This window comes from Mangrovibacterium diazotrophicum, from assembly GCF_003610535.1.
Classification (GTDB): Bacteria; Bacteroidota; Bacteroidia; order Bacteroidales; family Prolixibacteraceae; genus Mangrovibacterium; species Mangrovibacterium diazotrophicum.
Map to the genome: position 1 here is coordinate 3,853,627 of NZ_RAPN01000001.1, position 13,180 is coordinate 3,866,806.

11 protein-coding genes are annotated in these 13,180 nt (G+C 45.5%); 6 read left to right on the top strand and 5 right to left on the bottom strand.

All coding sequences use genetic code 11. The features are described from left to right. Positions 1-25 precede the first annotated feature (25 nt). From BC643_RS15235 to BC643_RS15250, 4 genes are all read left to right on the top strand, one after another. A complete protein-coding gene (locus tag BC643_RS15235) occupies positions 26-1,918 on the top strand; it encodes a DUF294 nucleotidyltransferase-like domain-containing protein (protein WP_120273896.1) in 1,893 nt (630 codons plus the stop codon). A gap of 51 nt (positions 1,919-1,969) precedes the next feature. Further along, positions 1,970-2,386, top strand: a complete 417-nt coding sequence (arfB, locus tag BC643_RS15240) for an alternative ribosome rescue aminoacyl-tRNA hydrolase ArfB (RefSeq protein ID WP_120273897.1) — start codon at positions 1,970-1,972, stop codon at positions 2,384-2,386. 3 nt (positions 2,387-2,389) lie between these two features. Beyond that, complete coding sequence (locus BC643_RS15245; RefSeq protein WP_211338067.1) at positions 2,390-3,031, top strand: YiiX/YebB-like N1pC/P60 family cysteine hydrolase; 642 nt, start codon at positions 2,390-2,392, stop codon at positions 3,029-3,031. Between the two features lie 101 nt (positions 3,032-3,132). Next, the gene (locus BC643_RS15250; protein ID WP_120273899.1) at positions 3,133-3,792 is read left to right on the top strand and encodes a hypothetical protein; all 660 of its coding nucleotides are present in this window, start codon (positions 3,133-3,135) and stop codon (positions 3,790-3,792) included. A 23-nt stretch (positions 3,793-3,815) separates the two neighbouring features. Here BC643_RS15250 and BC643_RS15255 read toward each other — a convergent pair whose 3' ends face one another. Both BC643_RS15255 and rlmH read right to left on the bottom strand, forming a co-directional pair. Then, complete coding sequence (locus tag BC643_RS15255; RefSeq protein ID WP_120273900.1) at positions 3,816-7,478, bottom strand: sensor histidine kinase; 3,663 nt, start codon at positions 7,476-7,478, stop codon at positions 3,816-3,818. Positions 7,479-7,487: 9 nt separating this feature from the next. Next, positions 7,488-7,961 carry a 23S rRNA (pseudouridine(1915)-N(3))-methyltransferase RlmH gene (rlmH, locus tag BC643_RS15260; RefSeq protein WP_120273901.1) on the bottom strand — a complete coding sequence of 158 codons (474 nt, stop codon included), beginning with the start codon at positions 7,959-7,961 and terminating at the stop codon, positions 7,488-7,490. A 182-nt stretch (positions 7,962-8,143) separates the two neighbouring features. Between rlmH and BC643_RS15265 the strand changes: the two genes are divergently transcribed. After that, the gene (locus BC643_RS15265; protein ID WP_120273902.1) at positions 8,144-8,536 is read left to right on the top strand and encodes a DUF4783 domain-containing protein; all 393 of its coding nucleotides are present in this window, start codon (positions 8,144-8,146) and stop codon (positions 8,534-8,536) included. 3 nt (positions 8,537-8,539) lie between these two features. After that, on the top strand, positions 8,540-9,541 hold the full coding sequence (locus BC643_RS15270) for a YihY/virulence factor BrkB family protein (protein WP_120273903.1): 1,002 nt from the start codon (positions 8,540-8,542) through the stop codon (positions 9,539-9,541). Between the two features lie 19 nt (positions 9,542-9,560). Here the strand turns inward: BC643_RS15270 and BC643_RS15275 are convergent, their stop codons facing one another. The 3 genes from BC643_RS15275 to mutL all read right to left on the bottom strand — a co-directional run bounded on the left by BC643_RS15275 (position 9,561) and on the right by mutL (position 13,179). Continuing rightward, a complete protein-coding gene (locus tag BC643_RS15275; protein ID WP_120273904.1) occupies positions 9,561-10,433 on the bottom strand; it encodes a rhomboid family intramembrane serine protease in 873 nt (290 codons plus the stop codon). Between the two features lie 55 nt (positions 10,434-10,488). Beyond that, positions 10,489-11,217 carry a rhomboid family intramembrane serine protease gene (locus tag BC643_RS15280; protein WP_120273905.1) on the bottom strand — a complete coding sequence of 243 codons (729 nt, stop codon included), beginning with the start codon at positions 11,215-11,217 and terminating at the stop codon, positions 10,489-10,491. An 81-nt stretch (positions 11,218-11,298) separates the two neighbouring features. Then, positions 11,299-13,179, bottom strand: a complete 1,881-nt coding sequence (gene mutL, locus BC643_RS15285; protein WP_120273906.1) for a DNA mismatch repair endonuclease MutL — start codon at positions 13,177-13,179, stop codon at positions 11,299-11,301. Position 13,180: the final 1 nt, after the last annotated feature.

The following is a 13,180-nucleotide window of genomic DNA, read 5'->3' on the forward strand; positions in this document are numbered from 1 at the left end:
GACGATTACAAATATCAAATTAGTGATGGAGACACAAATTGCATTTTTAAGAAGAGTTGCACCTTTCAACTTACTTCCCGAAAACGTTTTGGGAGACTTGGCAAGGATGATGGAGCGGAAAGAATATGCTTCGGAAACGACTGTTTACACGCAGGACGAATCGGAAGTTACGGGGGTTGAAGTGATTGTTTCCGGGGAGTACAATGCCTTCTTTTACGACTCCGAAAAAATACTGAAACTGCAGGAGCACTACGACTCGGGAGCTATCTATGGTGCCAGTTCTGTTTTGCTGAATAAGAAAAAATCGATTCGTACAGTTGTTGCGCAGGCGGGCACAGTTGTTTTGGTGCTCGACAAGGCTGAATTCAAAGCGCTCTGTCGCAGCTTCGACGATTTTTTCCACCATTTTACCGAGCACTACGGACAGAAGTTGCTGAACGATGAGTATGCTCATTTTGTCCAACGAAATACGACCCGCGAAGGTAACTTTATTGATGCCGATCTGATTTTTACGCGTAGGTTGAATACCATTTTCCCGCGGCAACTGGTAACCTGCCCTCCCGAGACAACGGTGCAGGAAGTGGCTGCCATGATGGTCGAGAAAGAACTGAACTGCATGTATGTTGAAGAGGACGGTGAGATTCGGCGGATTATTACCAAAGATATTCTGATTAAAAAAGTTCTGGCAGCCGGCTTGCCTGGGGACATGCCTGTAAAAAAGGTTGCCCGCAAGAAGTTCGTTACCATGCACAAGGATGCGCTGCTTTACGATGCCCTGTTGGCACTGTTTCAGAGTGAGCACGAGTTTGTTTTGGTGACCGATGGAGAACGCTACCTGGGATATTTGAGTCGGTACCGGCTGTTGACAGAACATGCGCAATCGCCACTGGTGTTTATCCAGTCGGTGCGACTGTCGAATACGGTTGGGGAATTGAAAGACAAATGGCAGAAGGTTCCGGCATTAGTGGCGACACTGCTTGAGCGCGGGGTGAATGCCGAAATCGTCAATCGGATTGTGACAACCATAAACGACGAAATTTTGCTTCGGGTAATTGAGGGCGTGAAAGATGAAATGCCGCCTGCTCCGGCGCGCTTTGCGTTTATGGTAATGGGCAGCGAAGGCCGACGCGAACAAACCCTGGTAACCGACCAGGACAACGCGATCATCTACGAGGACAAAGCGAACGAGCAGCGCGAATTGGTTCGCGAATATTTCCTGGAGTTCGCCAATCGTATTTCAACAAACCTGAATGAAATTGGCTTCAGTTATTGCGATGGTGGCTTTATGGCGAAAAATCCGAAGTGGACGCATTCCCTGTCGCATTGGAAACGAAATTACGAACAGTGGATCAACGAATCCATTCCGGAGACCGTGATCAAATTTGCGACCTTCTTTGATTGTCGTTTCGTGTTCGGCGAGAAAAAGCTTTTTAATGAGCTGAAAGAATACATGGTCACCTGTCTCGAAAAATCAACTTCTAAATTTATGTACAGCCTGGCATCAAACGCTTTGCATTTCGAGCCGCAGTTGACGCTGTTTAATTCAATACGCACCTTTTCAAAAGACGAGCGGAAGGTGTTCGACATTAAAAAAAGCATGACACCGATTGTGGACCTGGTTCGAATGTTGGCCCTCAAGAATAAAGTGATTGAGACTAACACGGGACGGCGCATGCAGAAGTTGCATGAACGCGGATTTCTGAATGACAACCAATACAAGGAATTGATGCATGCCTATTACTACATGATGGGGATGCGCCTGAAAAACCAGACTTACTATATTCTGGAGGAATTTGTGGAGCCAACCAACCTGGTGGAACCGCAAACCCTGACCAAAGTGGAGCAAATGAGCCTGCGTGAAATCTTCAAGTTTATCAAAGACTTCCAAACCACCATCCACATGGAGTTTAAGGTTTAAGTGGTGATGTCATTTGCATTGCTCCCAAAGAAAGGTTTAACTTTGTGCCCCATGAATTTTGATATCCAAAATATTCCTGATCTGAGCTCGGAATTTGTTTTTCAAACTTCGCGAAGCAGTGGGCCCGGAGGACAGAACGTCAACAAAGTGAACTCGCGTGTGGAGTTGCGTTTCGATCTGGCACATTCCATTTTGCTGACCGAGGTTCAGAAATCCGTACTTTATCGAAAACTGGCCAACCGGATAACGGATGATGGCGTGTTGCTGCTGGTGAGCCAGGAAGACCGCTCGCAACTGAAAAATAAGGAATTGGTAGTTGCGCGTTTTTATGCGATGTTGGCTGAAGCGCTGAAACCGCAGAAGAAACGAAGAGCGACGCGCCCGACCCGAGCCTCGGTTGAGAAACGTATTCAGGCGAAGAAAAATCGGTCGGAGCGAAAATCGGCTCGCGGTAAAATTGACTATTAGAAGATGAAGATTTTGTACAAACTAACAACCATACTTCTGGGAATTGTCTTTTTCTCGTGTGTGGAGAACCAACCAGCTATGCAACTAAAATCAGGAGATCTCTTGTTTCAGGGGGCAACGTCGAGTAAGCTTTCTGAGGCAATCGACAAAGTAACACAAACCGGAGCCGAAACTCATTTTTCGCATGTGGGTTTGTTGGAGATTGAAGAGAGCGGTGACTGTTTCGTGTTGCATGCAAGTATCAAAGGTGGCACCTGCAGAGTGCCATTGGCAGAGTTCCTGAAGTCGGAGAAAGACTCACTTGTAACAGTTGTTTACCGGTTGAAAGAACCTTGGCAAAAAGATATTCCGGCCGCGTTGATCCAGGCGAAGACAATGTTGGGAAAACCGTACAACTTTTCCTACGTGTTGTCGGATTCGTCCCACTATTGCTCCGAGTTTATTTACAAAGCATTTGAAGCCGACTCTGTTTTCAAGCTCAACCCGATGACTTTTAAAGATCCGGCAACGGGCGAATTTTTTCCGACCTGGATTCAGTTCTACAGGCAGCTTGGTATGGAAATTCCGGAAGGCGAACCCGGTTGCAACCCCAATGGAATGGCGGAATCTGAGAAGCTGGAACGAATCGGTATTCTGAAACCCTGATTGTTGATCAATCGAAACCGAATGTTTCCCTTTCTTTAAATTATCTGAAAGCTATGTGATTAGCTTTCCGCGCATCGGGCTATTTTTATAACTTCAGCCTGATGAGGTATTCTAGTGTAGTCATATTTTTTCTTCTGAGCCTATCAGCTTTTGCAAATTTCCCGAATCCGACGCCTTATTTTGACGACAACCGGATTGCAGAGCTACTGGCTGGGATAGACACGACTGCCTACGAAATTCCGGAGGATTTTCACACACAGGCCTATTTGGCGATGACCTACTACCCCGAACTGCAAGGCCGGAAAATCAAATTCAAGTATAAAGATCAAAAGACGACGATGTCGTGCATTCCGCGCTGGGATTTCATCTTTCACAAAAAAGCGAATCGTACTTATGTGGTTCGGATTGACAAGGCTTTGAAAGGCAACGAGGGTGTTTTGCTTGGCGACGTTCCTTTTGATGCACAGGTGGGTGTGATTGGTCACGAACTTGGTCATATTATCGATTACGAAAGCAAAGGTACATTCGGCGTTATCGGCACCGGTTTTAGGTATTTGTTTTCCTCGTATCGTCGTAAGCTGGAGAATCATGTTGACGAGATAACCATCGATCGTGGGTTGGGTAACCAGTTGGCTGATTTTGCCGATTACGTTTTCCACGAATCACAGGCGAGTCCGAAATACCTCAAATACAAGCGTAAATTTTACTACCAACCCGAGGAAATTCACAGTTTAATGACTGGTGCAAGCCTGGTTCCCTAAGTCTTGTTTTCCTTCCTGAACAATTAATCGATATCAATGTAGCGGGGAATTTCGATGTAAAATGTTGTGCCTACATCCAGTTCTGTATCGAACCAGATTTTGCCGTTCGACGATTCGACAATTTTTTTGACGATAGCCAGACCAAGGCCCATACCACTTGTTTTCGTGGTAAAGTTGGGTTGAAATAACTGTTGCTGAATATCCGGTGAGATTCCCGTTCCGTTGTCCTGGACTGAAATCGTTGCATGCGTTTCGTTACAGTTCATGCCCACGACCACAAAACCTTTGCGTCCGGATGGAATGGACTGCATACCGTTTTTGATAAGATTGATGACAGCCCGCGAAATCTGTTCTTTGTCCGCAAAAACAGAGATATCCTTATTTGCGCAAGGGGCGAGTTGCACCTTCATCTGTTTATTCGGTTCAAACAAGTCGACAACCTGTTGCAGACGATCCGGAAGATTGAACACTTCATTTTTGGCATTCGGCATTTTGGCGAAGTTCGAGAACTCGGTTGCAATATCCGAAAGGGTGTCAATTTGCTCGATCAGGGTTCGTGTTACCCGGGCGAAAATTTCATCGTACTGTTCACTGTTGGCTTCCTTTGCTCGTTGCAAATGCTGAATATGGAGCTTCATTGGTGTCAGCGGGTTCTTGATCTCGTGTGCAATTTGTTTGGCCATCTCGCGCCAGGCCATCTCGCGTTGGGTGCGGGCCAGTAAGTCGGCACTGTCGGCCAGTTCTTCTACTTTACGGTTGTACTCTCGCACCAAAGCTCCGATTTCGTCATCGGCATTGTAGCTGATTTGCTCATTTTTTTTATCCAGCTGCATTCCTTTTAAACGTTCGCGGATTAGCGTTAATGGGCGGGTAATTTGGTTGGCCAGCAGCAGTGCCACAATCACACTGACGAAGAATAGCAGCACATACAGGTTGATGAAGGCCACAATGAAAGTGGTTACTTCCTGCCGTAACTCGTCGCCGCGGGTAAAATAAGGCAGGTTCACAAAGCCAAGGTACTCACCTCGGTTATTGATGATTGGTTCGTAGATCGACAAAAACGAGAGCTCGCCGATCTGCTCTGGCTGAATAATGCTGATCTGATAGTTTTCCGTCAACTCGTAGAATGCTTTTGCGTCCATCCGCGTCGAAATAATTCCCCGGTTGAATACCTCGGGGCGCGATGACGCAATCAGCTCCCCATTGAAACTGTAGATGTTGATGTCGGTGCGAAAGATGTTGGAAAGTTCGCCCAAATCCTGCCACAGCCAGTCGAGGATGTCGGGGGTGAACGTGTCCACGTCTTTCAGCCTCAAATTAATTTCCTCCGAGATTGATTTCATCTTTTCGTTCAGGTCAAACTGGTGTTTGTTGCTGTATTCGCGCAGGTTGTAATAAATGGTTCCCGAGGCAACCAGCAGCAGCGAGAAAAGTACAATGGCAATAATCGATGCCTGGATTCGGAATTTGAGGTCGTAAACCAACGCTTGTGTGCGGTAGTTCGCGTTACCGATAAACACAATCAGCAAAATGAATACAAAGTAGAAAACGAACAGGTAGGGAAACGAGATCAGATATTCCAGAAATCCGAACGATTTGGTACTGACAATGATGTAGTTGTCGTTGCCGAGCGCGTAAATCAAGTGTACGTAGCCATCCCATTTTCGCTCAATCAACCCCCGTTCTTTGGCGTTGATGTTGTAGGTGCTGATGTAATAGTTGTACTGGTAATCCCCACTCAGGTTAACCAGCTCATTCTTGTAATATTTAGCGTACGAGAAGTATTTGTAACGATTCGGTTCCTGCAGTGATTTGTCGAGCAGCAATTCGGGGAAACCAACTCCTTCGGGGAGAAGTTTCGATTTCAACTCAATAAACACCGACTGACCCAACGGGTTTGATTGTAAAGGGTAGGTGAAACGCCCGAAATACGAGATACGGCCATTCATGTTGTCCATGTAATAGAAGCTCGTGCCCGGAATCTCGGTTCCCGACTCTTCGATCATCTGCTCGAAGAAGGGGTAGCACGGAACCAGTTGGTTATCGGGTTGGACAAACAGGCTGTCGCCGCCGTCGCAAACCGTTACCCAGCTGTCGTATTTACGGAAATAGCCACTAAAGTAATTGCGCTTCACATAGTCTTCAACCTGCCCGTATTCGTTGGCCTCAAGCAGCGACGGAATAATGGTGTCGACACTGATTTTTTGCTGCATTTCTTTCAGGAATAATTCGGCAGCCGGGTCGTGTTCCGAGTACAACGTAATCGCCATCAGCTTTTGAATTTGAAGTCGGCGTGCGTTGTTGTTTGCCTGAATGATGATGAGGGAGAAGAACGTATAGAGTGAAACAAAATAGATGATGAACGATAACGAGACCCTTTTTAACTGAGTTTTCTGCAGGAGGAAAACCGACAGGTTAGTGGTCAGGTAAAGGGTGATCATGTAAACGTTCGTGTTCCTGAAGATCCAGCAGCAGGGCATGAAAATCAGCAGCAGTATGAAATGGATCCAAAAGAAATGGCGTCGAACAATAAATCGTTCGCTAATTTCCATCACCTTCAGGTTGATAATGAAAGCTGAAAAGAATAGCAGTGCTATGATCACGTAGCCAATGATACTGTACTGGTTGATATCGTCAATCCGGTTCAGTTGAAATGAAAAGCTTGAGTTACGGATGAGGTTTTGAATGAGGAAGTTGATCGAGAGGTAGAACAGCATGATGAAGCTGAATGCTGCTACCAATTCGTAATTTTTTCGCGTTCTGCTGAGGACGAAATCCTTGGCAAAGTTGAAGCTCCAAAAGAAGATGAAGATAGTGAGTAACAGTAAATCACCCAGCGAAGGAAGCCAGTAGGAATAGGCATAAAGCGAAGGACCGAAGATTTCGAAGACATCACAGAATCCCGGTGCATGAAAGAGGATGCGAACCCAGTAAAGCCCCAATAAAACCATTCCCAGCACAAATACTCTTAAAATAAAATGCTCGTGATGATGTTGCCGGAACACTTTTCGGGCAAAAATCAGGAAAGCAAGCAGTGCGAGGCTGTACAAAATGATGGGCCAAACGAGGGCCGATGGCTGCACAATATCGCCATTTCCCGGAACCAGCGAGAACAGGAAATTTCCGGCTTTATCGTGAATTGCTGTTGCTCCCGAAGTCGGGGCACTTTTTACGGCATAACTACTGGGAACATCAAAGTCTTTGTCAAATTTATTTTGAATGTAATCATTCTCGATCGAGTAGTTGTCTTTTAGGTGAATCAGTCCATACACCGTGTAGGGAGGGTACTCTCTGCTCTCGATGAAATAAATACCGTTGGGCAGGTAGACAAGCTTTGACTTGAGATCGCGATTGAAGATTCCCGAGAACGAAAAATGATTTTCCGACCAATAGAGAAGTTCATTGCCATCGGCTACCAGGAACCCAATTCCATCGGTGTTATATAGCGAAAACAAGTCGCTGAACGTGCTTTGGAAGTTGCCGTTGAAATCGGGCGATTCAATTGTCTCGGTCATCAGATCCAGCTCGGACTCCAGTTTGTCGTGTTTCGCCTGGAAGACAAGTTCGAATTTCTTTTCCAGTTTTGTGGCGTGGTCTCTTTGAAAAACAATGCTTTCAACTAAAACTCCCAGGATGATCAGGACGACAGAAAGAAGCAAAAAAGCATAGTGTTTCAGGATTCTCATAATTGCGCGTTATTCGTGATGGTATGGTTCACCTTTTAGAATGGTCAGGGCCCGGTAGAGCTGCTCACAAAAAATGAGCCGAACCATCTGGTGCGAGAACGTCATTTTCGACAAACTTATTTTCCCGGTACAGGCCCCGTATACCTTCGATGAAAAACCGTAAGGGCCGCCAATGCAGAAAATCAGGTTCTTGACACCGCTCAACATTTTTTTCTCCAGGTAGCTGGCAAAGTCAACCGAGCGGAACTCTTTCCCTTTTTCGTCCAATAAAATCAACTCATCACCCGGTTTCATCTGCGCCAAAATCAATTCGCCTTCTTTTTCTTTTTGCTGTTCTTCCGAAAGATTTTTGGTGTTTTTTATATCCGGAATAATCTGATATTCGAAAGGCAAGTAGTGAGGTATCCGGCTCTGAAACAAGTCAATTCCGTCCTGTAAGTACTGTTTGTCGGTTTTACCAATAACTACCAGCTTTATTTTCATAGGGTGTTCGCGTTGGAAAAATATTAACTTTACAATGTATTATGCCCAAAATTAGTATTTTTCGGGTTTTGGTACAATTTATGTTTCTACTGCGTGGTTCTATCACGGATGAAGCGATTCTGGGGGGAATAAAATATATTGCAACATCTTGTGATTTAATAAACGGAAATTAACGAGTATAGATGAAACAGAAATTAATAAAAAGAACGCTGGTTTTACTAGCCTTTGTACTGAGCGGTATTTGGGCAACAGCGCAAATACCCGATGAATTGGTGCTCAGTCTGAAAACCGGTAATGCTTCCACATTGTCGAGTTACTTTAATCAGAATATTGAACTTTTCGTTGTCGATCAGGATGACGTTTATAGTCGGGCCCAGGCACAACAAATCGTGTCTAACTTCTTCAACCAGAATAAAGCAACAGGATTTTCGATTATCCATCAAAGCGGCAAAGAAGATACAAAGTATGCCATTGGTAAATTGACGACCAATAAAGGTGTTTTCCGCGTTTCGTTTTTGGTGAAGAATGAAAATGGAAAATCTGTCATTCATCAATTAAGAATTGAAAAAGAATAGGGAATGATCAACCGGTATCATCGGTTAAAACGCTTTTTTCTCAGCTGGATGATTCGTGCCCGGAAGGTTACACTTCCCGGTTTCGACCGAATTCCGTTGTACGATGTCGGGCTGTTCTTTTTTCGCAGCATTCAAAACGGAGCGATTACAACACGGGCATCGGCCGTGGCTTTTAGCTTCTTTTTGGCTGTTTTTCCAACAATGATTTTCCTGTTTACGCTGATTCCCTATGTTCCGATTGCCAATTTTCAAGAGGAACTTTTTTTACTCATCCAGGGAGTATTGCCACCACACACCTTTCAGGCGGTCGACGAGACTGTTAAAGAAGTGCTAACCCAACCGCGCGGGGGCTTGCTGTCGATCGGTTTCTTTATGGGTTTAATCTTCTCTACCAACGGGCTGGTGTCGATGATGAATGCTTTCGACGCGTCATTGCACATTTTCGAGAGCCGTCCCTGGTACATGCAGCGCCTGATGGCCATTGTGCTGCTCATGATCTTGGCTTTCCTGCTGACAATCGCCATCTCGATGATCACCATAGGGCAGGTAATTATCAACTATCTCGATGCCCGGGATTTACTTGGTAGTCATTTCACCTACTACCTGTTGACCTTTGGTAAGTGGATTGTGATTATTGCACTGTTTTTCTTCGCCTATTCGTTTTTGTATTACCTGGCACCTGCCCGAAAAACACGCTGGCGTTTTATTTCGGTTGGCGGCACCATGTCGACCATTTTAAGCCTGGTGATTATTTTGGGCTTCAATTATTACATCACCCGCTTCAGTCAGTATAACAAACTTTACGGATCGATTGGAGCACTGTTGGTTGTGCTGTTGTTGCTGTACTTGTTTTCGTTGGTATTGCTTTTTGGATTCGAACTGAATGCGAGCCTGATTGCCGCAAAACGACAAGGTAAAAAGCGCATCGTGCAGCGGAGTAAGGATAAAACGAAAAGTCGACTGCGCTATCGTTTAGGGCTGAAGCGCAAGAAAACTCATGCTTAGTTTTCGAAGAACCTGCCTTCTATTTCCCCATCTTGAATAGTAATTCTTTTTCTTCCTTGGAGAGCGAGTCGTAGCCTGATTTGCTGATTTTGTCGAGCACGCGGTTTACTTCATCCTGCTTCACATTTTTTTTGCGATTGTAATCGATATCCGGATCACCACTGCCGCGATAAGTGACTTTCACATGCGAGCGAGGTTTCGACTGCTTTTGTGCCCAGTCTGCCACTCCGCTAACGCCGGATGTGAGGTCGGTGCCTTTCTTAAGCAACAGCACGAAAACAAAACCTAAAACGGCGCCCCCAATGTGAGCAAAGTTGCCTCCCGGATTGGATGATGCGATAAGGATAATGCTTAGGATAATATAAAAGAGTGCTAAGTGCTTCAACTTGATTTGACCTACAAACAGGAGGTTGATCGGATGGTTTGGGGCGTATGCAGCAACTGCGACGATAATTGCCATGACAGAGGCTGATGCACCCAGCAGGCGCGAAAACCGAACAATGTCGTCAAAGGCGGGGAACAGGTTGTAACTGGCTAAAAAGAAAAGCCCACCGGCAAGTCCGCCTAAAATGTACACACCAAGTAACTTCTTGGCATCAAAGTATATCAGGAATATTTTGCCCATCCAGTACAGCCAAAGTATGTTGAAAAGGATGTGGAGGAAATCGAAATGCAGAAACATATAAGTAAACAGGGTCCATGGGCGGGTCAGCAGAACATGGCTGTCAGCCGGAAGTGCCAGCCAAGCCAGAATCGGTAGATCTTTACCCATCAAAAAGAAAACAACGTTGATCAGTCGGACCAGCACAAATACACCAATATTCACATAAATCAATCGTGTTAGTACCGATCCTTGCCGAAACGATTCTTTGATTTCGTCTGTAATGTTCATGACCTTTGGTTTCTGTTTTTTTGTTTTCTGTTATCGCCGTTGTCGCCTCTTGTTTCTAAAAGAAATGTTTGCTGTTTTTATTCCAGTATTTGATGATCAGGAATCCGAACAACGCACCACCTAAGTGGGCAAAGTGAGCGATGTTACCGCCTGAGTTCGTAAATCCTAAATAAACCTCAATCAGGATCATCCCCCCGATAGCATATTTTGCCTTGATGGGGATCGGCGGAAAAATCAACATCAGCATGGTATTGGGAAATAACATTCCAAAACCGATCAGCACTCCGTAAACAGCACCTGAAGCGCCAACTGTCGGAGTCATTAGGATTGATGTAATTTGCTCAGATACGGTCCCCTGAATATATTTTCCTTGTATTGCCAGTTCCCGATAATAATCAATTTGTTCCGGAGAGAGACCGGAAATAGCATGTTGGTATTCCAGGTAGCCGACAAAAGTGTGCAGTGCTGCAGCACCCAGGCCGGTCGCAAAATAGTAGATGAAAAATCGTTTCGGTCCCCAAACATTCTCCAATACCCGTCCAAACATCCAAAGGGCAAACATATTGAACAGCAAGTGGGTGAATCCGCCATGCATGAATAAGTGAGTGACCAATTGGTAGGGCTTAAAAGCAGGCGATCCGATGTAGTGCAATCCAAGTATGTTTTCCAATCTTATCCCGCGCGTTGCTAGTACCCAGGTCGCCAATAGCATAAGAACATTAATGATGACGAGGTTTTTGACAACCGGAGGCGTATTGGCAAATGGTGATCGAATGTTATTCATAGTCAAATTTTAAGTGGGTGCTCACAAGAGCCTTGCCAGAAAAACGATTTCTTACAAATTAAATGAATACAGGTCAAAATGTCACTTCAGGAGTTTTTCAAACTGCTCAACCGGCATAATTGTTAACACTTGTTTGCCGGTGGGTGAAAAATTAGGTGTTGTACAAGCAAACAATTGGTCGATAAGTTGGTTCAACTCTTCCACTTTCAGCAAGTGCCCGTAAGGTATTGCCGAGGCGCAGGCCAAGGCCGCCGCGATTTGTTCGCGTGCTTTTTCTTGCATGTCAACCGCCGTATTTTTCAAGTCCTCCAACATACTTTCTATAATTTCCAGCGGCGAGTGGTTCTCCAAAATTCCGGGAATTCCGTTGACAACGAAATGATTTGCTTCGGCTTCTTTCACATCGAAACCCAATGCTTTTAGGTCAGTTAAAACCGAACGTAAAAGCTCCGAGTCGGATGCTTCCAGCTCGAAGGTATGCGGAAACAGCAACTGCTGACTGGCAATTTGTTGTTGAGCCAACATCGCCATAAAATTTTCAAACAATATGCGCTCGTGAGCCCGTTTTTGGTCTATCACCATCAGCCCCGATTTAACCGGAGTGAGGATGAATTTATTTTTGAACTGGAAGCAGGTGCGGCCGGTATTAAAGCTGTCGTGGTTAACAGACAGGTTTGCCGGTTCTTCCTCCTGTTGCATCATGACTTCAGTTTGCGTTTCCTCGTCTTCGTCTGATTTTGTGAAATCGCTGTACAATTTTTCCCAATGCTGCACCTGCTCGTGTTTGCTGGTCGAGTAGGAATGACTGTTGCTGCCGCCACCACCGCTCGGGTAGTTGCGCACTTCAACATTGAAGGGGTTGTAAGTCGGATCAACCTGAATTTTCGGCATCTCAATTCCTTCGCGGCTTTTGGGTGCAATGGGAATTTCGATACTTCCAGCCTGATCAAAATCAATCGAAGGCATCACGTTGAACTTGCCCAACGCTTCGCGTACCGATGCCTGAATGATTTGCCAAATGGCTGTTTCATTCTCGAATTTAATTTCGGTTTTGGTTGGGTGAATGTTGATGTCGATGCATTCAGGATCAACATCCAGGTACAGGAAATAGGACGGATAACTATCGGGAGCCAATATCTTTTCGTAGGCTTGCATGATGGCCCGGTGAAAAAACGGGTGCTTCATGAAGCGGTTATTCACAAAGAAAAACTGCTCGCCATAAGTTTTCCGTGCGTATTTGGGTTGGCCGATAAAGCCTTTTATTTTCACTAAACTGGTTTCGGTGTTGACCGGCACCAGGTTTTGATTGATCGATTTTCCGAAGATGGAAACAATGCGCTTGCGAATGTTGTCGCCAACAGCCATCTCGTAAATCGGATCCTGGTTGTGTATCAGCGAAAGTCCGATTTCGGGGTTTGCCAGTGCAATCCGCTGAACCTCGTTGATGATGTGTTTCAACTCCGTTGAATTCGCTTTCAGGAATTTGCGCCGGGCAGGCACATTGAAAAAAAGGTTTTTCACCAGGAAATTTGTTCCGTTGGCACATTGGGTTGCTTCCTGCTTTAACACTTTCGAACCAACCATGTGGATGAAAACACCAACCTCTGCTTCGTGTTGTTTCGTGTTGAGCTCAACATCGGCAATCGCTGCAATGGAGGCCAGCGCTTCGCCGCGAAAGCCCATCGTGCGAATGCAAAAAAGATCGTTGGCCGAGCGGATTTTCGAGGTTGCATGACGCTCAAAAGCCATGCGGGCATCGGTTTCTGACATGCCGCAACCATTGTCGCTCACCTGGATCAGTGTGCGGCCGGCGTCTTTAATATTTAGCGTGATTTGTGTTGCCCCGGCGTCGATCGCATTTTCAACCAATTCTTTTACCACAGATGCTGGTCGTTGAATGACTTCTCCTGCAGCAATTTGGTTGGCTACCGCGTCGGGGAGCAGTTGGATAATATCAGGCACG

Bases quoted from the DNA above. Each gene is read 5' to 3' on its own strand.
- BC643_RS15235 (WP_120273896.1), top strand. From the start codon at position 26: ATGGAGACACAAATTGCATTTTTAAGAAGAGTTGCACCTTTCAACTTA.
- arfB (WP_120273897.1), top strand. From the start codon at position 1,970: ATGAATTTTGATATCCAAAATATTCCTGATCTGAGCTCGGAATTTGTT.
- BC643_RS15245 (WP_211338067.1), top strand. From the start codon at position 2,390: ATGAAGATTTTGTACAAACTAACAACCATACTTCTGGGAATTGTCTTT.
- BC643_RS15250 (WP_120273899.1), top strand. From the start codon at position 3,133: ATGAGGTATTCTAGTGTAGTCATATTTTTTCTTCTGAGCCTATCAGCT.
- BC643_RS15255 (WP_120273900.1), bottom strand. From the start codon at position 7,478: ATGAGAATCCTGAAACACTATGCTTTTTTGCTTCTTTCTGTCGTCCTG.
- rlmH (WP_120273901.1), bottom strand. From the start codon at position 7,961: ATGAAAATAAAGCTGGTAGTTATTGGTAAAACCGACAAACAGTACTTA.
- BC643_RS15265 (WP_120273902.1), top strand. From the start codon at position 8,144: ATGAAACAGAAATTAATAAAAAGAACGCTGGTTTTACTAGCCTTTGTA.
- BC643_RS15270 (WP_120273903.1), top strand. From the start codon at position 8,540: ATGATCAACCGGTATCATCGGTTAAAACGCTTTTTTCTCAGCTGGATG.
- BC643_RS15275 (WP_120273904.1), bottom strand. From the start codon at position 10,433: ATGAACATTACAGACGAAATCAAAGAATCGTTTCGGCAAGGATCGGTA.
- BC643_RS15280 (WP_120273905.1), bottom strand. From the start codon at position 11,217: ATGAATAACATTCGATCACCATTTGCCAATACGCCTCCGGTTGTCAAA.